This window comes from Nesiotobacter zosterae (genome assembly GCF_033843645.1).
GTDB lineage: Bacteria > Pseudomonadota > Alphaproteobacteria > Rhizobiales > Stappiaceae > Pseudovibrio > Pseudovibrio zosterae.
Genome location: NZ_JAWXVZ010000007.1, coordinates 35,596 through 55,105, shown reverse-complemented (window position 1 = coordinate 55,105; position 19,510 = coordinate 35,596). Strand labels below are relative to the sequence as shown.

Annotated in this window: 17 protein-coding genes; 9 read left to right on the top strand and 8 right to left on the bottom strand. The window is 57.1% G+C overall.

The annotated features are described in order from the left end of the window. Nucleotides 1–147: 147 nt before the first annotated feature. Complete coding sequence (gene aptA / locus Q3Y58_RS11760; RefSeq protein WP_319622360.1) at nucleotides 148–1,476, bottom strand: omega-aminotransferase AptA; 1,329 nt, start codon at nucleotides 1,474–1,476, stop codon at nucleotides 148–150. A gap of 746 nt (nucleotides 1,477–2,222) precedes the next feature. On the opposite strand from aptA, the gene cofG reads away from it, so the two are divergent. The 8 genes from cofG to Q3Y58_RS11720 all read left to right on the top strand — a co-directional run bounded on the left by cofG (nucleotide 2,223) and on the right by Q3Y58_RS11720 (nucleotide 9,802). Then, entirely contained in the window at nucleotides 2,223–3,362 is a 1,140-nt protein-coding gene (gene cofG, locus Q3Y58_RS11755) for a 7,8-didemethyl-8-hydroxy-5-deazariboflavin synthase CofG (protein ID WP_319622359.1), read from the top strand. Beyond that, a complete protein-coding gene (gene cofH, locus Q3Y58_RS11750; RefSeq protein WP_319622358.1) occupies nucleotides 3,359–4,666 on the top strand; it encodes a 5-amino-6-(D-ribitylamino)uracil--L-tyrosine 4-hydroxyphenyl transferase CofH in 1,308 nt (435 codons plus the stop codon). Before cofG ends, cofH begins: the two co-directional genes overlap by 4 nt. A 4-nt stretch (nucleotides 4,667–4,670) precedes the next feature. After that, nucleotides 4,671–5,651, top strand: coding sequence for a 2-phospho-L-lactate transferase (gene cofD / locus Q3Y58_RS11745; RefSeq protein WP_319622357.1), 981 nt, complete (start codon nucleotides 4,671–4,673; stop codon nucleotides 5,649–5,651). After that, nucleotides 5,648–6,340 carry a 2-phospho-L-lactate guanylyltransferase gene (gene cofC, locus Q3Y58_RS11740; protein ID WP_319622356.1) on the top strand — a complete coding sequence of 231 codons (693 nt, stop codon included), beginning with the start codon at nucleotides 5,648–5,650 and terminating at the stop codon, nucleotides 6,338–6,340. Before cofD ends, cofC begins: the two co-directional genes overlap by 4 nt. Further along, nucleotides 6,337–7,149, top strand: coding sequence for a coenzyme F420-0:L-glutamate ligase (cofE, locus tag Q3Y58_RS11735; RefSeq protein WP_319622355.1), 813 nt, complete (start codon nucleotides 6,337–6,339; stop codon nucleotides 7,147–7,149). The genes cofC and cofE overlap by 4 nt, the downstream gene beginning before the upstream one ends. Further along, complete coding sequence (gene npdG / locus Q3Y58_RS11730; RefSeq protein WP_319622354.1) at nucleotides 7,146–7,814, top strand: NADPH-dependent F420 reductase; 669 nt, start codon at nucleotides 7,146–7,148, stop codon at nucleotides 7,812–7,814. Before cofE ends, npdG begins: the two co-directional genes overlap by 4 nt. A gap of 50 nt (nucleotides 7,815–7,864) precedes the next feature. Beyond that, a complete protein-coding gene (locus tag Q3Y58_RS11725; protein ID WP_319622353.1) occupies nucleotides 7,865–8,893 on the top strand; it encodes a TIGR03842 family LLM class F420-dependent oxidoreductase in 1,029 nt (342 codons plus the stop codon). Between the two features lie 282 nt (nucleotides 8,894–9,175). Continuing rightward, entirely contained in the window at nucleotides 9,176–9,802 is a 627-nt protein-coding gene (locus Q3Y58_RS11720; protein ID WP_274219629.1) for a TetR family transcriptional regulator C-terminal domain-containing protein, read from the top strand. 69 nt (nucleotides 9,803–9,871) lie between these two features. Here the strand turns inward: Q3Y58_RS11720 and Q3Y58_RS11715 are convergent, their stop codons facing one another. The 4 genes from Q3Y58_RS11715 to Q3Y58_RS11700 all read right to left on the bottom strand — a co-directional run bounded on the left by Q3Y58_RS11715 (nucleotide 9,872) and on the right by Q3Y58_RS11700 (nucleotide 14,707). Then, nucleotides 9,872–11,671 carry an IlvD/Edd family dehydratase gene (locus Q3Y58_RS11715; RefSeq protein ID WP_274219628.1) on the bottom strand — a complete coding sequence of 600 codons (1,800 nt, stop codon included), beginning with the start codon at nucleotides 11,669–11,671 and terminating at the stop codon, nucleotides 9,872–9,874. A 46-nt stretch (nucleotides 11,672–11,717) separates the two neighbouring features. After that, nucleotides 11,718–13,040: a TRAP transporter large permease gene (locus Q3Y58_RS11710; RefSeq protein ID WP_413697816.1), complete on the bottom strand. Its 1,323-nt coding sequence runs from the start codon at nucleotides 13,038–13,040 to the stop codon at nucleotides 11,718–11,720. Next, complete coding sequence (locus Q3Y58_RS11705; RefSeq protein WP_274219627.1) at nucleotides 13,040–13,603, bottom strand: TRAP transporter small permease subunit; 564 nt, start codon at nucleotides 13,601–13,603, stop codon at nucleotides 13,040–13,042. The genes Q3Y58_RS11710 and Q3Y58_RS11705 overlap by 1 nt, the downstream gene beginning before the upstream one ends. A gap of 78 nt (nucleotides 13,604–13,681) precedes the next feature. Continuing rightward, on the bottom strand, nucleotides 13,682–14,707 hold the full coding sequence (locus Q3Y58_RS11700) for a TRAP transporter substrate-binding protein (protein WP_319622352.1): 1,026 nt from the start codon (nucleotides 14,705–14,707) through the stop codon (nucleotides 13,682–13,684). 171 nt (nucleotides 14,708–14,878) lie between these two features. On the opposite strand from Q3Y58_RS11700, the gene Q3Y58_RS11695 reads away from it, so the two are divergent. After that, nucleotides 14,879–15,913 (top strand): LacI family DNA-binding transcriptional regulator, encoded by a 1,035-nt coding sequence (locus tag Q3Y58_RS11695; RefSeq protein WP_319622351.1) that lies wholly within the window; start codon nucleotides 14,879–14,881, stop codon nucleotides 15,911–15,913. A gap of 106 nt (nucleotides 15,914–16,019) precedes the next feature. On the opposite strand, the gene Q3Y58_RS11690 is transcribed toward Q3Y58_RS11695, so the two are convergent. The 3 genes from Q3Y58_RS11690 to ngg are packed head-to-tail and all read right to left on the bottom strand — an operon-like array spanning nucleotide 16,020 to nucleotide 19,510. Further along, a complete protein-coding gene (locus Q3Y58_RS11690; protein ID WP_319622350.1) occupies nucleotides 16,020–16,508 on the bottom strand; it encodes a DUF2306 domain-containing protein in 489 nt (162 codons plus the stop codon). Between the two features lie 45 nt (nucleotides 16,509–16,553). Next, nucleotides 16,554–17,735 carry an osmoprotectant NAGGN system M42 family peptidase gene (locus Q3Y58_RS11685; RefSeq protein ID WP_319622349.1) on the bottom strand — a complete coding sequence of 394 codons (1,182 nt, stop codon included), beginning with the start codon at nucleotides 17,733–17,735 and terminating at the stop codon, nucleotides 16,554–16,556. Next, the gene (ngg, locus tag Q3Y58_RS11680) at nucleotides 17,732–19,510 is read right to left on the bottom strand and encodes an N-acetylglutaminylglutamine synthetase (protein WP_319622348.1); all 1,779 of its coding nucleotides are present in this window, start codon (nucleotides 19,508–19,510) and stop codon (nucleotides 17,732–17,734) included. The genes Q3Y58_RS11685 and ngg overlap by 4 nt, the downstream gene beginning before the upstream one ends.

Below are 19,510 nucleotides of genomic sequence, written 5' to 3'. Positions count from 1 at the left end.
TCCCCCAAACGTGAGTGGTCACGGGCAGCCGTGCGCGCGCCCCTCGTCTTGATGATTTTCACGGTCTGCACGCGTCGGAAGGTGATGTTGTTATAAGTGTCGCGTGCGGCTTTGGGCGGCGGGTTTCCCCGCCACCGAAAAAGAGTGTCAGTCCAGTGACTTCAGGACGTCCCCAAGCGTGCCGATCAAGGTGTCTATCTCGTGCTTTTCAATGATCAGCGGCGGTGACATTGCAATGATGTCGCCCGTAGTGCGGATCAGCACACCCTTTTCATAGGCCTTCAGGAACGCGCTGAAGGCACGCCGGGTTGGCTCACCCGCGATCGGCTCCAGCTCTACCGCGCCGATCAACCCCCCACAGCGGATGTCGATCACAAAGGGATGATCCTTCAGGCTGAACAACGCCTCCTGCCAGTAGGGGGCCAGCTCATGCGCACGCTCAAAAAGCTGCTGCTCTTTGTAAACGTCCAGCGAGGCGAGACCTGCCGCCGAAGCCAGCGGGTTACCGGAATAGGTGTAGCCGTGGAACAGCTCGATCATGTATTCCGGGCCGTTCATGAATGCGTCGTGGATTTCATCACTCGCCAGCACAGCCCCCATGGGCACAATACCGTTGGTCAGGCCCTTTGCAGTGGTGATCATATCCGGCTGGACACCAAAGTAGTCTGCTGCAAACGGCGCGCCAAGGCGGCCAAACGCAGTGATAACCTCGTCAAAAATCAGCAGAATGCCATGCTTCTTGGTGATCTCACGCAGGCGTTTCAGATACCCCTTCGGCGGGAACAGCACCCCGGTCGAACCGGCCATCGGCTCTACAATACACGCCGCCACAGTCTCCGGCCCGTGCAACGCAACAATGCGCTCCAGCTCGTCAGCCAGCTCCATACCGTGCTCTGGCATTCCGCGGGTAAAGGCATTCTTCTCCGGCAGATGCGTATGCGGAAGGTGATCAACGCCTGTCAGCAGGCTGCCGAAATGACGCCGGTTGTTGACGATCCCGCCTACCGAAATGCCGCCGAAGTTCACACCATGATAGCCCCGTTCGCGGCCCACAAGCCGGGTGCGCGAGCCCTGCCCTTTGGCCCGATGGTAAGCAATGGCAATTTTCAGCGCGGTCTCAACCGACTCCGAACCGGAGTTGGTATAGAACACGTGGTTCAGATCACCCGGCGCCAGATCGGCCAGCCGGTTTGCCAGCTCAAACGCCTTCGGATGCCCCATTTGAAATGCGGGCGCATAGTCCAGTTCCGCCACTTGCTTCTGAATGGCTTCAACAATCTTTGGCTGTTTGTGCCCTGCATTCACACACCAAAGCCCAGCGGTTCCATCCAGCACCTGACGCCCATCCGCCGTGGTATAGTACATGCCCTCAGCAGCAACAAACATGCGGGGTTCACGCTTGAACTGGCGGTTGGACGTGAACGGCATCCAGAATGCGCTCAAGTCATTTGGTGCCGATGTGGAAGCTTCACTCATAGTCCCCTCCTGGCCTTTTTTGACCATTTGATAAATTCTGATGGATTTTGCAGTCTAGTCAACAATCCTGATTTATCAGATTGGCGCTGCTCTGCGTATCAACGCCCATTTTCTGGGCTCATCAAAGTTTTTTATTTAGAATTTCAATCAGGTAAGCATGGTTATTATTTGGCCTTTATACGCTAAAATTTGCGCATCTCAGCCCTCTACAAACCCTCCTCCCGGAATTATTATGTACTCTCGTAGGGTCGGCAGCTCCCCCTTGAACAAAACACGATGGATGAAACGGATTCGCATTTTTCGCTCCCGCAAATGATCATCTGTCGTTTCGGACCATGCAACTTGCTGCCATCCGCTTCAATGAGCATAAAGGTCAAGGCCCCTCCCCGCGCATCACCTAGCGTCATAAGGGAATATATTTTTATCTTATGGTCAAATAATTTTTTCGCTGGAGCAGCCTCACCGGCATCAATCACTGTCGCCAGTCAATGAATCATGCACCTTCAGACCCGAATCTCGTTTAAGCAATAAAAATATTCAACCGTCGCACATACATTAATCATTCTTCTACTTTTTGATCAATTCGATATCATTGTGCTGTTCTCCAGTAATATTCGAACTCTGATTGCGCAAAATTTTATTTTCAATCATTTCAATAACCTAGGGTCATCTTGCTGCGCGCATCACGAAATCCGAGTTGACAGATTTTTACCTACCGATAAATTTTTTATCAGGAGGTAAAATTTATGATTTCACTTCATGACGCGAAAATGCTCGCTGATGCCTCACCAGCTGTCCTAGAGGAACTGATGCAAGCGGCCTGCGAAGTACGCCGCGCCCACTGGGGCGATACCGTGACGTATTCGCGCAAAGTGTTCGTACCTCTTACCAATATGTGCAGGGACACCTGTGCGTATTGCACCTTTGTCAAACATCCGGATCACCCAGAGGCAACCATCATGTCGCCGGACCAGGTGCTGGCCGTTGCTCGGCGGGGGGAGGCCGCAGGCTGCAAGGAACTTCTGTTCAGCCTCGGAGAAAAGCCGGAGCTGCGCTATGAGAAGGCGCGCAAGGCGCTGAACATGCTCGGTCACGACTCCTTGGTGACCTATCTGGCGGAAATGTGCCAGTTGGTGCTGGATGAAACCTCCCTGCTGCCCCACGTGAACGCGGGCACATTGGCAGACGATGAGATCGATCAGCTGCGTCCTGTCAGCGCCTCCATGGGCATGATGCTTGAAACCATCAGCAAGCGGCTGACGAAAAAAGGGGAAGCGCACTACGCCTGCCCCGACAAAGTGCCCCTGCAACGCCTCAGAACGCTTGAGCGCACCGGTCAAAAAAGCGTCCCTTTCACAACGGGGCTACTCATCGGCATCGGCGAAACCTGGGAAGAGCGTATTGAAGCCCTGTTCGCCATCAACGAAGCGCACAGGCAGTACGGCCATATACAGGAAGTCATCATTCAGAACTTCCAGCGCAAGCCTGACATCGCCATGGCGAACCATCCTGAGCCCACCCTTGATGACATGCTGCTCACGCTGGCCGTGGCCCGCCTCATGCTTTCCCCCACGATCAGCATTCAAGCACCGCCCAACCTGCACAAGCGCCACGCCGACTATCTTGCCGCTGGCATCAATGACTGGGGCGGCATTTCGCCCGTCACCATTGACTACATCAATCCCCAGCACGAATGGCCGCAGATCGACCGGCTTGCACAGTCCAGCGCCAAGGCGGGCCTCACCCTGCAGGAACGGCTCACGGTCTATCCCGCCTATCTGAAGAAACCACAGCAATTTCTTGATGAAAAGTTGGTGTCCCGCGCAACAGCCATGGCCCGTGCCGATGGCCTTGCCCGCCACCAGGTTGCAGGAGGCACCCAATGACCTACGCTTTTGACAATGTGGTGCCTTTGGCATCCACGCGGCACAGCCTTTCCCTTGAAAGCCTTGGGGTCGACACCGCCGGGCTGTCCGCGCCCGTGCGCAGCGCTTTGGAGCTGGTTCTTGATGACGGCGAAGTGTCCCAAGCGCAGGGCAAAACGCTTTTTGAAGCACAAGGCGCTGACTTGCAGGCTATTTTGCGCACAGCGGATGCCCTGCGCGCGCGTACCAATGGCGATCGGGTTGGCTTCGTTGTCAACCGGAACATCAACTTCACCAATGTATGCTACATGGGCTGCAGGTTCTGTGGCTTTGCCAAACGCACGGAAGATGCGGACGCAGAGTGGCTAACGCTTGAGCAGATCGTGGGCCGCGCTCAGGAAGCATGGGACCGGGGCGCAACAGAGCTGTGCATTCAAGGAGGCCTCCATCCGAAAATGGATGGCACCTACTACCGGGATATCTGCCTCGCCATCAAGGCAGCTCTACCGGATATGCACCTTCATGCCTTCTCCCCCTATGAGGTCTGGTATGGGGCGCAAAAACGGCGCATGTCGTTTGCCGACTTCCTGCAGGATCTCAAAGAATGCGGTCTTGGCTCCATGCCCGGCACTGCCGCCGAAATCCTTGATACGGAAATTCGCAGGCAACTGACCCGCAACAAGCTGAGCACAGAGAACTGGGTGGAGATCATCCGGGCCGCCCACAGCGTAGGCATTCCGACCACTGCAACCATCATGTACGGTCACATTGATGGTCCGGAACATTGGGCCGCCCACATTGCCTTGCTGCGCGACATTCAAAAAGACACGGGCGGTTTCACGGAGCTGGTTCCCCTCAGCTTCGTTCATACGGACAGCCCGCTTTATCTGGAAAACCCGGAGAAGGTACGTCAGGGGCCGACCGCCAACGAAGTGGACAAGATGCACGCGGTGAGCCGCATCATGCTGCATGGCTGGATTGAAAACATTCAGGTGTCTTGGACCAAGCTCGGCGCGGAACGCGCCCGCGCTTTGCTTGCCTACGGCGTCAATGATCTGGGCGGCACCTTGATGAACGAGAGCATTTCTCGAGCCGCGGGGTCAGACCATGGTCAGGAAATCACCGCCCACGAAATGGTGCAGATCATCCGCAGCGCAGGACGCATCCCCTATCAGCGCAACACGGTCTACCGGGAGCTGGAGTGCTTCGAGCATCACAACCCCAAAGAGCAGAAGCCTTTGGTGGAGCGGAAGGCCCAGCATCAACCACTGGATTTTTTGGAGATGTTCCCAGAAGTCGCCCCACAGACTGCAACAGGAGCATGAGCTGATGTGTTGCCAACTGCTCGAAAAGCCCAAGGTTGTTCTGCTTGCTGGCGGGGTCGGCGGTGCCAAGATGGCAGAAGGCCTTGCAGGGATTGCGGGCATCGACTTGAAGATCATCGGCAACATTGCAGATGATGAGGCCTTCCATGGTCTTTGGGTCTCTCCAGACATTGACACCCTGACCTACTCTCTGGCTGGCGTCATCAATCGGCAGCAGGGTTGGGGGCTTGCCGATGAGGGCGACCGCGCACTCACAATGCTCAAGTCTTTGGGCGCAGATACCTGGATGTTCCTTGGCGACAAGGACTTCGGCCTGCACATTTACCGCACGGCGCGCCGGGCAAAGGGTGATCGCCCCTCACAGATCGCAGCAGACATAGCCACGTCACTTGGCGTTTCAGTTCCTCTTCTGCTGCCCACCGACGACGTGGTTCAAACCCGCGTCCAGACCGACGACGGATCTATTTCGTTTCAGGAGTACTTCGTCAAACTGAGGTGCGCACCAGAAGTACGCGCACTTTCGTTTGAGGGCGTAGAGCAGGCAAGGCCCACTTCGGAAACCTTGGCTGCAATTGAGGCGGCGGACCTGATCGTCTTCGCACCATCAAACCCGCTTGTGAGCATTGGGCCCATTCTGGCAATTCCGGGCATAAAGGAGGCGCTCCTTAATGCCCCTGCCCGCAAGATTGCTGTCAGCCCAATCATTGCAGGCGGTGTGGTGAAAGGCCCTGCAGACAGAATGATGGCATCCCTTGGGCTAGAGGCCAGCGCCCTCGGCATTGCCCGTCATTATGCGCGGATCATCGATGCGTTGGTGATTGATCGGCAGGACGCCGACAGCGCCAACAACATTGAGGCCCTCGGCATTGCGGCCTTCAGCGAAGACATCCTCATGCGCTCCAAAGAAGACAAGATCCGTCTTGCTCATGCGGTTCTGGACTATGGGTTTGCCATGTCGGGCTACCATGTGGAGGCCTTGCCATGACACCGCATCAGGCGCTCCCCCAATCAAGACTGCTGATTGCCATCCCCATGAAGGACCCGCAGTTTGCCAAGTCCCGTCTGGCAACCGTCTTGCCGGAGGAAGCGCGCAAGCGTCTTGCCATGGGCCTATACAAACAGACACTTGCCTTCTTCAGCGCCTTTCGGAAAACGTCAGGTATTCGCTACGATCTTCTTGTTGTCACCGGCAGCGAGCAGGTTGCTGATTTGGCCCGCGCTCACGGCGCCTACACATTGCCAGAGGATGCTTGCGAGGGGCTCAATGGCGCAGTAAGTGCCGCAGCACAGTGGGCCGCCGCCTGTGGCTATCACACGCTTTGTGTAGTGCCAGCTGATATCGCTGATCATGATGAGGCCGAGTTTACCCGCTTGCTTTCCTGCGAGATGGCAGAGCGCAGCGTGGTTTTGTGTCCTGCGCACGATCAGGGCACCAACGCGCTGCTGGTGGCCCCTCCAACCGCGCTGCCGTTTGCATACGGCAACAAGTCGTTCCACCGCCATCTTGCCCATGCAGAGCGCCTTGGCCTTTCCACGCGCATTCTGCCGTTACCGGGCATTGCGCAGGACATTGACACCTCAACGGATCTGGCCCTCCACCTGCCCGGTTTCTCTGAAGGAAAACCGGCGGCGGTTCGAGGTGCAACTGGCAGTGTTGTGAGGTCACCATCATGAACTCAGCGATCCCCAACCCGTTCGCGCCCCAGTCTGGGCTGTGCACCCTACAGATGGCGGCAGTTCCGGGCATCCCGGAAATCCATGAGGGGGACAACCTCCCCCAGATCATTGGCGATTGTCTGGAACGCGCGGGCCTGCATCTGGTGGACGGGGATGTCATCACCTCCGCGCACAAGATCTTCTCAAAGGCTGAGGGCTGTGTGGTGAACATGGCCGACGTCACGCCCGGGGAAGAGGCCCACCGTTACGCTGCAATGCTTAACAAGGATCCGCGCAAGGTGGAGGTCATCCTGCGCGAGAGCCAGTCCGTGGTCAAAGCCTTCAAGCACCCTGCGCAGCGCGAAGGCACCATGATCTGCGAGCACCGGCTCGGTTTCAAGTCGGCGAATGCCGCCGTTGATGAGTCCAACACTGGGGAGGATGGCGCGCTCATTCTCCTGCCCAAAGACCCGGATGCCAGCGCCCGTGCGCTGCGTGATGCGCTGTCAAAGCGCTTCCGGGCGCGGATCGGTGTTGCCATCACGGACACCTTTGGCCGCCCATGGCGCCTTGGGCAGGTCAACGTGGCCGTCGGGCTTGCGGGCGTACCCGCAACCATCAAGGAGCAAGGCAATGAAGACGCCTACGGCCGCCTGCTCAGTGTCACCGAACCCGCCTTTGCGGACGAACTTGCCGCCGCTTCTGGCCTCGTCATTCGCAAAGCAGCCCAAACCCCGGTGGTGCTGTTCCGGGGGCTGGACTGGCAGGAAACAACAAGCAGCGCGGCGCATCTGCTTCGCGCCCAGAAGGAGGACATGTTCAAATGACCATTGCGATACTCGGAGGCACCGGCCCACAAGGCCAGGGTCTCGCGCTTCGCTTTGCCCGCGCTGGTGTGCGCGTTGTGCTCGGCTCCCGTGACGGGGCCCGCGCGGCGGAAATCGCGAGCGAGCTTGCAGCTAAACTGCCTGCTGGTTCTGCCGAAATTGCCGGCATGGACAATCTTGCGGCAACTGAAGCGGCGGAAGAATTCGTCATTCTCGCCGTGCCATTCTCAGCCCACAACGCCACCCTTGAGGCTTTGAAGCCTGTGCTTGAGGGCAAGATCCTCGTTGATATCGTGGTTCCGCTTGCGCCCAACGATCCAAAGCTCGTGGAAATGCCACCGGAAGGCTCGGCCACCGAAGCGGCTCAAGCTCTGCTCGGCCCAGACATCCCGGTCATTGGCGCGCTGCACAACGTTTCAGCGGTCACACTCAACAATCTGGAGTGGAAGATCAACTGCGACATCCTCATCTGCGGCAACTCGCTGGATGCTCGCAAGAAGGTGATGGCGCTGGTCGATAAACTGGAGGTGCAAACCTACAACGCCGGTAACGCTCAGGCGGCACGCTGCATTGAGGCCATCACGCCCATCCTTATCCGCCAGAACATTTCCAAGGCCGTTCCCTTCACCCACGCCGGGATCAAGATCTGGGCGCCAGATCACTGAAAATCTAGATAAAACCATATAAAACAACACCTTGCCAGAGGAGTAGCACTATGGAGTTTGGGATTTGCTTTAAGGGCTTTGTAGAGCCTGAGCGCGCTCGCGCACTTGTACGTCAGGCCGAAAACGCCGGTTTCACCTATTGCTGGTTCTACGACAGCCACATTCTTTGGCGTGAGAGCTACATGGCCATGGCTATGTGCATGGAGCACACAACAAAGATGCGCTTCGGTCCCTGCGTCACCAATCCGAACACCCGCGACTGGTCGCTGGCCGCGTCCATGTTCGGCTCGCTTGCCAAGCAGTCGGGTGGCCGCTTTGACATTGGCCTTGGCCGCGGCGATAGCGCGGTGCGCGTCATGGGCAAGAAGCCCGCCCCGCTGAAACGCCTTGAAGAATTCACCCATGTGGTCAAGGCGCTGGTGCGCGGTGACGAAGCGCAATACGGCGAGTGTCCGGAGCCGGTGAAGTTCCCTTGGGCCACCGGGTACGAGCTGCCCGTATGGGTCGCTGCGTACGGTCCAAAGGCGCTGTCTTCGGCAGGCCGCGTCGGGGATGGTCTCATCCTGCAAATCGCGGAACCAAAGATCTGCAAGTGGCTTGCCGATCAGGCAAAAGAGGCTGGAAACGCCGAGGGCCGCGACATGTCCGGCTTCCGTGTCATGGCTGCCGCCCCAGCTCACACCGGCCCGCTGGATGAGGCGATTGAGAAAGTGCGCTGGTTCCCGGCCATGGTGGGCAACCACGTGGCGGACATTGTCGAGAAATACGGCACCGACAACAAGGACATCCCGTCCAGCCTGACCTCCTACATCGAGAACCGTCGCGGCTACGACTATTCCAAGCACGGCCAGAGCGACAACCCGTATCTGGACTTCATCACGGAAGACATCGTGAAGGAGTTCTGTGTTCTGGGCACGCCGGATGAGCACATCGCCAAGCTCAACGAGCTTGAAGCTGCTGGCGTTACCCAGTTCAACATCTATCTGGACAGCGGCGACGAGGAAAAGATCATCGCGGATTATGGCGACAAGATCATCCCGGTCTTCAACGAGAAGGCAAAGGAGAAAGCCGCCGCCTGATCCTTCGCGAATGCACCCGGCTCTTCTCAGGGCCGGGTTGCCCTGCCCTGTTGGGCACAGCTTGGAGCCCTCACCCTTGGTCGTCCCAGAAGGTTCGTTTGGCAGCGGCAGAACGATCTGCTATTTGCTCCTTCAAAGGTCACTGTGCGGTGAGAGCGACTGAGTGCAGCAGGTTCAACTTTGGGCCTGCAACCGTTGGTCACGCTCTCATAAAGAGAACCGGGATGTAGACTTCACCGTACTATATGGCCTGACAACAAACCAACGGGACGACAAACCGGCATGGCACGCGCTGCGAACTCAAAGGGCAGAACCCGCATTCAACAGGAAAAGACGGAGAAGATCCTTGCTGCCGCTCTGGATGTTTTTTCTGCCTACGGCTTTCGCGGCTCCACCATTGATCAGGTGGCCGAACGAGCTGGCCTGTCCAAACCCAACTTGCTCTACTACTTCGACAACAAGGAAGCGATCCACGCCGAACTGATCAAGCGCATGCTCTATATCTGGCTTGATCCGCTTCATCAGGTCCGTGAAGAAGGGGACCCCATTGAAGAGATCTGCGCCTACGTACAGCGCAAGCTGGAGATGGCACGTGACTACCCTCGCGAAAGCCGCCTGTTCGCCAACGAGATGTTGCAAGGGGCACCGCGTATTGGCCCGATGATCTCCGGTCCGCTGAAAACCATGGTGGATGAGAAAGCGGCCCTTATCGAAAGCTGGTCAAAGGCGGGCAAGATCGCCGATGTGGACGCCTACCATCTTCTGTTTTCCATCTGGTCCACCACCCAGCACTATGCAGACTTTGACGTGCAGGTCACAAAGCTGATGGGCAAACGCGCAAAGCACCGCTTCACCGACGCCTCAAAGTTCCTCGACCACTTGTTCCGCAGCGCATTGCAGCCCGAGTGAACATGAGAACGGCGCGATCCACCGACCGCGCCGCATTCATTTATCAAGACTGTTCTTGTTCGTGCCGGGTCAGTGACTGTGGCGCGGCATGATGGCGTTGCCAATATCACGATACTTGTCGGCATCCTCCAGGATCATGCCTTCGCTGAAAGGACGCACGTGCTGACGGAAGATCTGCTGCCACGGGGTCTGGCTGTCCGGGCAAGCGAAACCTCCTTGCTCTTCCAGCGCCTTGTGCCGCGCTGAAATCTCTTCAGCGCTTAGCTGCAACGTCACCTTTCGCAGCTTCAGATCAACGCGCAGCCGGTCCCCATCCATCAAGATCGCGAGATTGCCGCCATCCGCCGCTTCCGGGGACGCATTCAAAATGGACGCAGAACCGGATGTGCCGGATTGTCGGCCATCGCCAATACAAGGAAGTGTGTGTACCCCCTGCTTGATCAGGTAGGACGGTGGCCGCATGTTCACCACTTCCGCGCCGCCCGGATAGCCCTTTGGCCCCGCCCCGCGCATCACCAGAATGCTGTCCGGCGTAATGCCAAGTGCGGGATCGTCAATGCGTTTGTGGAAGTCCTCCGGGCCTTCGAACACAAACACCGGGCCTTCAAAAGCCAAGGGGTCAGCGGCATTGGACAGGTACCGATCGCGGAACTCGTCGTTGATGACGGAAGTTTTCATGATCGCCGTATCAAACAGGTTTCCAGTCATGTTCAGGAAGCCTGCGTGAGCCGTCATTGGCTGATCCAGCGGCTTGATCACCTCTGTATTCTCAATTTCACAGTCGCTGTAAAGGCTCTCGAACGTCTCGCCGGTGGCCGTTACAACAGACGGGTGCGGGATCTTGTTGTTGCGCAAGAGCTCGCCAATCACCGCAGGCAAACCGCCTGCCAGATGGAAATCCTCACTCAGGTACTCACCTGCTGGCTGCACATTGGCAATCAGCGGCACCTCATAGCCAAATTTCTCCCAGTCTGCGTTGGTCAGCTCGATGCCAAGCTGACGCGCGATGGCATTCAGGTGGATCGGTGCGTTTGTCGAGCCGCCAATGGCGGAGTTCACCGCAATGGCATTTTCAAAGGCCTGGCGGGTCATGATCTCGGAAGGCTTCATGTCTTCGCGCACCATCTCCACAATGCGCTTGCCGGTATAGTACGCCATCTGCGCACGCTCACGGTATGGCGCGGGAATGGACGCAGACCCCGGCAACTGCATGCCAAGCGCCTCGGCAAGGCTGTTCATGGTGGAGGCGGTCCCCATAGTGTTGCAGTAGCCAACGGAAGGTGCAGAAGAGGCAGCCATCTGCAAGAACTGCTCGCCATCAATTTCACCTGCGGCATGCATTTGGCGCGCCTTCCAGATCACCGATCCGGAACCGGCCCGCTCCCCTTTGTGCCAGCCATTGAGCATGGGGCCCACAGAGAATGCCAGCGCTGGAATGTTGACAGTGGACGCCGCCATCAGCAGCGCTGGCGTTGTCTTGTCACAGCCGATTGTCAGCACAACACCGTCAATCGGATAGCCAAACAGAGACTCCACCAGACCCAGATAGGCAAGGTTTCGGTCCAACATGGCGGTTGGCCGCTTGCCGGTTTCCTGAATTGGATGAACCGGGAACTCCAGAACAATGCCGCCCGCATCGCGAATGCCTTCGCGCACCCGTTTGGCCAGTTCAAGGTGATGGCGATTGCACGGTGACAGGTCTGACCCAGTTTGCGCGATCCCGATGATCGGCTTGCCAGAGCGCAGTTCTTCCAGTGTGTAGCCGTAGTTCAAATACCGCTCGATGTAGAGCGCAGTCATTTCCGGGTCACTGAGGTCGTTGAACCACGCCTCTGAGCGCAGAGGCTTCTTGGGCGTTCTTGTTGTCATTGTCTACTCCTTTCCGGCGAAGGGAACTGGCCTGCTGAAAGCAGGCTCAGCGACCCGTGATGCCGGGGAACATGATGAGCACAGCGAGAGCAAGGATTTGCAGGCAGATGAACGGCAGCAGTGACCGGAAGATTTCGCCAAGGGAAATGTCATCCGGTGCCACGGACTTCAGATAGAACGCCGCCGGTCCGAATGGTGGGGACAGGAAGCTCACCTGCATGTTCATAGCAAACACAACACCGAACCAGATCGGATCATAGCCAAGGCTTTTCACGATCGGCACGAAGATCGGCATGCAAAGCAGCGCAATCCCGACCCAGTCGAGGAACATGCCAAGCACGAACAAGATCGCCATCATGAACAGGATCACGATGATCGGCTCCTCGGAGATGCCAGTGATCAGACCGGAAACGAAGTTGATGCCACCCATCAGGTTGAACACGCCAACCAGAGCTGATGCACCAATGCCGATCCACACGATCATGCCAACGGTCCGCAAGGTTTGCTTGGCTGCGCCGATTACCAACTCTCTGGAGAACTCACCACGAATGATGGTGGAGAGCGTAACGCCGATAACACCAATTGCAGAGGCTTCCGTCACCGAAGCGATCCCGCCGTAGATTGAGCCAAGCACAAAGATCACCACCAGAACCGGAAGGAACAAACCTTTGAGCAGGCGCATCTTTTCGCGTGCGCTGATCTCTTCTGGCTCGGCAATCGGGGCCAGCTCCGGGTTCATGTAGGCGCGGATCAAAATGTATGCGGCATAAAAGCTGGCCAACATGAGACCCGGCACGAAAGCCGAGGTGAACAGATCCCCAATGGAAACGTTTGCCGTCAGGCCGTAGATGATCAACACGATGGAAGGCGGCACCATGGTACCAAGAGCTCCACCGGCACAGCACACGCCAATCGCAAGCCGGCGGTCATAGCCCAGGCGCAGCATCTGCGGCAGAGCGAGCAAGCCGAGCAAGATCACTTCGCCGCCAATAATGCCGGACATGGCCGCCAGAATTACCGCTACCAGAAGGGTCTGGATCGCCACACCGCCACGGATACGGCCAGCAAGCACCTTCATGGCGTCGAACAGGTCGCGGGCGATGCCCGAGCGGTCGAGAATGGCTGCCATCAGCACGAACATTGGCACCGAAACGAACACAAACGAGTTCACAAAGCTGAAGATACGGCTTGTGATCAAGGGCAGCGCCATGGGGCCGAACCAGCCCAAAGCAAAGATCAAGGCAACCAGAAGCGTCACGAACGCCAAAGGCATGCCGGTGAGAAGCAGTGCCAACAGCGCGGCGAACATCGCCAGCGTCGCACCCTCGATGCCGAGGGACTGCAGGTCAAAAAGGAAGGACATATCCATCAGTCAGCTACCTTGCGCCGCGCGTAGTTGAACGCCAGCACCAAAAACTGAATCGCCAGAACGATAAGAATGAAGAAGAGAAACACCTTCAGATAACCCGGAAACGGCGGGTTCCAGGCACTTCCGCTGGTCTCAAAGTGCAGGTCGCCAGTTGGCGTCCACACGGCACGCTTGACACTCTGCCATGCCGCCCAGGCAAAAAAGCCGGAGGCAATCATGCAAACACCTGAGATCACCACGTCGAAGGTCCGGCGCAGCCATGGGCTCAGATTGTCGTAGAACAGCACGACACGGATGTGCTTGTTCAGCGATGCCGCATAAAGGCCGCCGAAAATGAAGGCGGAGGCGTTGAGGAACACAACCGTCTCGTGCGCCCAAACCGTTGGCGCGTTGAAGACATAGCGCATGATCACTTCCCAAAACAGGATCAGCGCGGAAATCACGATGCCGATGGCAAAAACCAGACCGACCTTGACAATCCCGGCACCCAAGATGCCGGCTTCTGGGATGGCGCGATCGGGATCGTGATGCAGTAATTCTTTTTTTTCGGAAGGCTCGGACATATCAACCACCCCTTGTTCATGCCCTCAAGGTGTCCTTCCGGCGGGGCGCCGGAAGGACGAACGATCACAAGGTGGCGATCAGTTTGCCAGCATGCCGTTCTTTTCAAGGTAAGAAATCAGAGTGTCGTAGACCTTCTGAGAGTTTGCGGAGGCTTTCGCAGCTTCCTCCCACTGGGTGCGGGCGATAGAACGGAACTTTGCGCGCTCTTCAGCAGACCAATCGTGAACGGTTACCTTGCCAGCAGCTTTTGCTTCTTCGACAGCCGCCAGATCGCGCTCGTTGATTGTGTTGGACTGATAGGAAGAGAACTCGACAACACTTTCTGTCAGCGCGTTTTGCAGCTCCTCAGGCAGCGCGTCCCACTTTGCCTTGTTCACGCTGACTTCAACCAGCGGCATGGAGTGGAAACCTGGATAAACAGGGTGGTAGGCGATGTCGTGCAGCCCCTGCGCCTGGTTCGTTGAAAAGGCGCTGTAGTCAGCAGCGTCAATGACGCCTTTGTCCAGAGCCGTGAACACTTCAGAACCCGGCAGGTTTACCGGAGCAGCGCCTGCTGCCGCAAAAACCTTCTGCACCATACCTTCCGGCGCGCGAAGCTTGAGGCCCTTCAGGTCGTCAACGCCATCGAGCGGCACCTTGGAGACGAACGCTTCAAGACCCGGTGTCGTTGCACCAATGAAATGCAGGCCATACGGCTGAAGCATTTCGTTCATCAGCTCCTTGCCGCCACCAGTATTGATAAAGTCAAACATTTCCTGAGGCGAAGACCAAGCTCCCACTGGGTTTGCGATCAGGCCGAACGCTGGATCTTTACCTGCGAAATACGAGGTGTCAGTAAAGTGACCATCCAGAATGCCCGCAGCAACGGCATCCTGTGTTTCGCTATGCGCCACGATTGTGCCAACCGGCAACATCTGAATTTCAACGCGGCCATCTGTCTTCTGCTTCACCATCTCAGCCCATTCTTGCTGGAGCTGATAGTTGGTGTTGCCTGCGGGGTCAGATGACTGAATGCGGAACAGATATTCCTGCGCCATAGCGCTTGAAGCCATCAAGCTGGCTGCAACGCCACCCAGTACCATTAGTTTCATCTTGGAAAACATGTCGTCTTTCCTCCCTGGTCTCCACAAGTGCCTCAGTGATCAGTCCGCCAAGAACTCTATGAATCGGCCCCTGAACAACGCGAGTATTTGCACATTAATGATTGCGCTATCATTTGTCAAAGGTGTATACTGCGTACTGATGTTTCAGAACGGTTAGGCCTTGTATTAGCTATGAAAAAAAATGCGGATCTGTCTCCCGGCAGCATAACGCTGGTGGATGTAGCGAAAGAAGCAGGTGTTAGCGCTATCACAGTGTCGCGCACGATCCGCAGCCCTGAAATTGTTTCAGAAGCTTCCAGAAAAAAGGTTGAGACGGCCATCGCCAAGCTCGGCTATGCGCCAGATCCGGCGGCATCTGCTCTGGCGTCCAAAACGACTTCAACCATCGGCTTGCTTGTACCTTCACTCACCAACAACGTTTTTGCCGATGTGGTGCGCGGGGTTTATGACGGCATTGAAGGGACACGCTATTTCGTCCAGATCGGTAACTTCCGATACAGTGCCTTGAAAGAAGAAGATCTGCTCCGGGTCTTCCTTCGCCAAAAGCCTGCAGGTCTGATCGTCTCTGGCTTTGACCAAACCGCACAAGCTTGCGACCTGCTGCGCAATGCGCCCTGTCCGGTGGTTCAGATCATGGACTTCGGACCCGAGCCTGCGGATATGGCCATTGGCTTTGAGCATCGTGACGCAGCGCGAGCCGCAACACAACATCTTTTGGATAGCGGTTACAAGAAACCCGGCTTTCTGGGGGCCCGGATGGACCCACGCTCCCAAGCACGTCTGGAAGGCTTCAAGGATGTGTGCCGCGCAGCAGATATTATGGATGAGGCACGCATAGTAACTACACGACAACCCTCCAACGTGGGCATGGGACGCCAGCTGTTCGAGCTGCTGCTCTCGCGCGCCCCGGATACGGATGCCGTTTTCTGCAACAACGATGACTTGGCCATCGGCGTTCTCATGGAGGCCCAACGGCGGAATATTACCGTCCCGACGGATTTTGGCGTCTGCGGTTTTAACGACATCGAGATCGCTCGCAACATGGTCCCAGAGATGACCTCTGTATCCACACCGCGCTATGACATCGGACGCCGCGCCATCCAGATGATCCTGGACGAGATCAAATCACCGGGCTCGGTTGAGGACAGAAACTGCAATCTGGGTTTTGAGCTGATTGAGCGCAGTTCCACGCTCAGAAGATCCTGAATTCTTTCAGAGCAACGCAAAACCAACGCAAAGCGACCGGCCGAGAACCAGCACCTGAAGCGCCACCGCGCAGCAACCGTTAGCCGTGCGTTATTCATGAGAGCAGCTAAGCCATAGCCTTCTGTCGTCGTGCCGCGTAAAGGATCACGGCAAGTGTGATGACACCCACCCCAATAAAGCCCAGCCAACTACCGCCAAAGATCATCTCGTTCATCAGTCGGTCAGGCAAGAATGCCAAAACACCGGCCCCGCCAAGCGCGTAGGCCGCAAGCTGGCGCATGGTGCTGCCATGCCGGTCGATCTGCCTGCGCCGGGCCTGAAAGAGCGCACGGGTTAGCTGGATCAGCGTGTAGATGGACAGCAGATGGATCGGACTGAAAGGCCCAACGATTTGAAGGCCTTGCAGCCAAAAAGAACTGACGGCAAGCACGGTCATTGCCAGAGCCCAGCTATATCCCAACAGCTTGTGCAGCGTATCTCCCTTCCGGCGCCCCAGAATTGCGGGAAGGAAGATGACGGCGGCAACAGCCGCCCCAACATGGACCTGCAAAGCCAAGTCGGCATCCAGCAATCGCCCAAAAGATGCGTCTTGCATCGGCTCCCCCTCGATTTGCCCCCCTAGGCGACCAGCCTGAGCCGCCTAGCTTTGAGCATCCGCAGCCAGCTTGTCCGGCTCATTGACCTCGGGCACAAGTTCTTGATCCGCCTCACCAGTTGGCTGGTGGGTAAAGCCCTTGATACTGGCAAACTCGCGCGCATCGCGGGCAATTTCCACCGGACTAAGCGCATAACTCACGCACAACTCCGCCAAAGACCGGAGAGCATGCATGTGAATGCGCTCATAACCGTGACTGGCATCAACACCAAAGGTCGCCAGTGCCGTGCGTACATCCGCGCCCGCTTCCACGGCAGAGGCCGCATCAGAGCGGTAGTAACGGAAAATATCCTTACGTACCTTGATGTTATGCTCCTTGCAGAGGTGCACCAGCTTTTGAGTGAGGTGGTAATCAAACGGACCTGTCTGGTCTGCCATGGATATCGTCACCCCGAACTCGGCAGAGTTCTGCCCCGGCGCGGTGGTGCCGTTATCAATAGCCACCATGGAAGCAATTTCCGGCGTCAAGATGGACGTAGCGCCGTGACCGATTTCTTCGGCGATTGTGAAGAGCCAATAAACATCCACTGTCGGCTTTCGGTCGCACTCAACGAGCGCCTTCATGGCCGCCAACATCAAGGCAACCCCGGCCTTGTTGTCGAGATGGCGAGAGACGATGTACCCGTTCTCCAGGAACTCCGGCTGCGCATCGAAGGCAACAAAGTCACCTATCTCAATACCAAGCTTTTCCAAATCGCTGGCGGTGTTGGCATAGGCATCTACCCGCAGTTCCACATAATCCCAACCGATCGGCATGGTGTCGACGCCGTCGTTGTAGGTATGTCCTGAAGCGCGAAGCGGAAGGACAGTTCCTGTGTAGGAACCGCGCTCACTAAACAGTGTCACCCGGCCGCCCTCTGCAAAACGGGCAGACCAGTGTCCGATCGGCACCAGCTCCAAGCGACCGTTTTCCTTCAAGGATTTGACTTGAGCACCGAGCGTGTCGAGATGGGAAACCATTGCACGCGCGGGCTTGCTGGCCTGTCCCTTGATACGGGCACGGATCGCCCCACGCCGGGTGAGCTGATAGGGAATCCCCAGCCGGTCGAGTTCTTTACCAACCCGATGCGCAATTTCATCTGTATAACCGGTCGGGCTTTGCAGATGCAGCAGATCCTTGAGCGTCGCCGCCAAATACTCAAGGTCGATCACTGGAAGGTTCGTCACGTATCCCTCGCTTGATGAGCCGTCTCGATTGAAGTTTTGGTCAAGGGAAACAAAAAGTCGATAAATTTTTCTGCAGTTGGCTGTGGTTCGTGGTTTGCAAGACCCGGACGCTCATTGGCTTCGATGAAGCGATACTCCGGCTCGCGCGGTGATTTCACCATCAGATCAATGCCTGTTACCGGAATACCAATAGCTTTCGCCGCCTCTATGGCCGCATTTATCAGCTCGCGGTTGGTCTCACCAGTCACGTCATGAATGGTGCCTCCAGTGTGCAGATTCGCAGTCCGCCTTACGAACAGGCTTTGGCCTGCATCCGGCACACTTTCCAGCGTATATCCCGCAGCGCTTAAACAGCGTTCCGTTTCCTCGTCAATCGGGATTTGGGATTCCCCGCCCGTGGCGGCGGAGCGGCGGCGGCTTTGCGCCGTAATCAGCTCCTTGATGGAGCTGCGTCCGTCTCCGGTCACCTCCGCTGGTCTGCGCACAGCAGCAGCCACCACACGGTAATCGATTACGATAAGGCGCAGATCCTGCCCTTCTACAAACTCTTCAATGAGAACATCAGAACAGTATTGCCGTGCGGTTTCGATGGCAGCTTTCACCTCATCCAAGGTCGTCAGTCCAACGGAAACGCCCTTACCTTGCTCGCCGCTTGCCGGTTTCACCACCGCCGCACGATGCCGGGTCAAGAACTCTTCAATCGCCTCGTTGTCTTCACTGCCCAACCGTTCCGGCACATGAATGCCGACCTGCTCGACAAGTCTGCGCGTCACTGTCTTGTCATCGCAAATGGAGAGAGCGACAGCACTGGTAATCTCGCTCAAGGACTCCCGACAGCGGATTGTTCGCCCGCCATGGGTCAGGCTGAAGAAGCCTCCCTCTGCATCAATGATTTCCGTGTGAATGCCACGTCGGCTCGCTTCATTGACGATGATGGCACCGTAGGGATTAAGGCCATGCCCCTTCGTCTTGCCGATAAACAAGGACTCGTTGATCGGATTCTTGTGCTTCACGGCGAAGAACGGCACACGCGTAAAGCCCAGCTTTTCATAGAGACTGATGGCCTTGTCGTTGTCGTGCATGACAGACAGGTCCATGTGCGGGTTGCCGCGGGCCTGAAACAGTTCTGCCAAGCGACGCACCAACTCCTCCCCCACACCGGCAGGCCGTGCCTGCGGGGAGACAGAAAGGCACCAGAGCGACGAACCGGGATCACCGCCCTTCGTCGCTCGATTGTGGTCCACGCCCATCGCGGTGCCGATGATTTCACCGGTGTCATCGTCTTCCGCAACCAGCACAGCCAGCACCTTGGGGTCCATGGCATCCCAGAAGAAATCCGGCGGGATGGTCACCATCCCCCGCGCCGCGTACAGCACATTCAGCGCTTCGGCATCCTCACGGGAAGACAGGCGCCGGATCGTGAACCCACGACGGCGATTGCGTCCCGCGCGATACGTGGCAAGCATCAAACGGTAGGTGTGAGACGGGTCGAGAAACAACTCCTGCGGCGCGGACGCGATCAGCACATGCGGATCGCGCACGTAAAACGCGATATCGCGCCTGTCACGTCGCTCTTGCCTGATTGTCTCCAGAAGAGGCTCTGGCTCCATAAAGGTACTGCCGAGGATCAAACTACCCCAACCGCAATCAACGCTGACATTCTCAAGCGTCTGTTCTTCGCCTTCTCGCAGTTCATGCGGCATCGCGTTGTCACGCATCCGGCGCAAACGATGATCATAGGCAGCCTTGAGACGGTGGTTCACCTGATCAGCCAT

Coding starts and splice junctions, on each gene's coding strand:
- npdG (WP_319622354.1), top strand. CDS start 7,146: ATGACCATTGCGATACTCGGAGGCACCGGCCCACAAGGCCAGGGTCTC.
- Q3Y58_RS11695 (WP_319622351.1), top strand. CDS start 14,879: ATGAAAAAAAATGCGGATCTGTCTCCCGGCAGCATAACGCTGGTGGAT.
- cofE (WP_319622355.1), top strand. CDS start 6,337: ATGAACTCAGCGATCCCCAACCCGTTCGCGCCCCAGTCTGGGCTGTGC.
- ngg (WP_319622348.1), bottom strand. CDS start 19,510: ATGGCTGATCAGGTGAACCACCGTCTCAAGGCTGCCTATGATCATCGT.
- Q3Y58_RS11725 (WP_319622353.1), top strand. CDS start 7,865: ATGGAGTTTGGGATTTGCTTTAAGGGCTTTGTAGAGCCTGAGCGCGCT.
- Q3Y58_RS11715 (WP_274219628.1), bottom strand. CDS start 11,671: ATGACAACAAGAACGCCCAAGAAGCCTCTGCGCTCAGAGGCGTGGTTC.
- Q3Y58_RS11720 (WP_274219629.1), top strand. CDS start 9,176: ATGGCACGCGCTGCGAACTCAAAGGGCAGAACCCGCATTCAACAGGAA.
- Q3Y58_RS11705 (WP_274219627.1), bottom strand. CDS start 13,603: ATGTCCGAGCCTTCCGAAAAAAAAGAATTACTGCATCACGATCCCGAT.
- aptA (WP_319622360.1), bottom strand. CDS start 1,476: ATGAGTGAAGCTTCCACATCGGCACCAAATGACTTGAGCGCATTCTGG.
- cofC (WP_319622356.1), top strand. CDS start 5,648: ATGACACCGCATCAGGCGCTCCCCCAATCAAGACTGCTGATTGCCATC.
- cofG (WP_319622359.1), top strand. CDS start 2,223: ATGATTTCACTTCATGACGCGAAAATGCTCGCTGATGCCTCACCAGCT.
- Q3Y58_RS11700 (WP_319622352.1), bottom strand. CDS start 14,707: ATGTTTTCCAAGATGAAACTAATGGTACTGGGTGGCGTTGCAGCCAGC.
- Q3Y58_RS11710 (WP_413697816.1), bottom strand. CDS start 13,040: ATGGATATGTCCTTCCTTTTTGACCTGCAGTCCCTCGGCATCGAGGGT.
- cofH (WP_319622358.1), top strand. CDS start 3,359: ATGACCTACGCTTTTGACAATGTGGTGCCTTTGGCATCCACGCGGCAC.
- Q3Y58_RS11690 (WP_319622350.1), bottom strand. CDS start 16,508: ATGCAAGACGCATCTTTTGGGCGATTGCTGGATGCCGACTTGGCTTTG.
- cofD (WP_319622357.1), top strand. CDS start 4,671: ATGTGTTGCCAACTGCTCGAAAAGCCCAAGGTTGTTCTGCTTGCTGGC.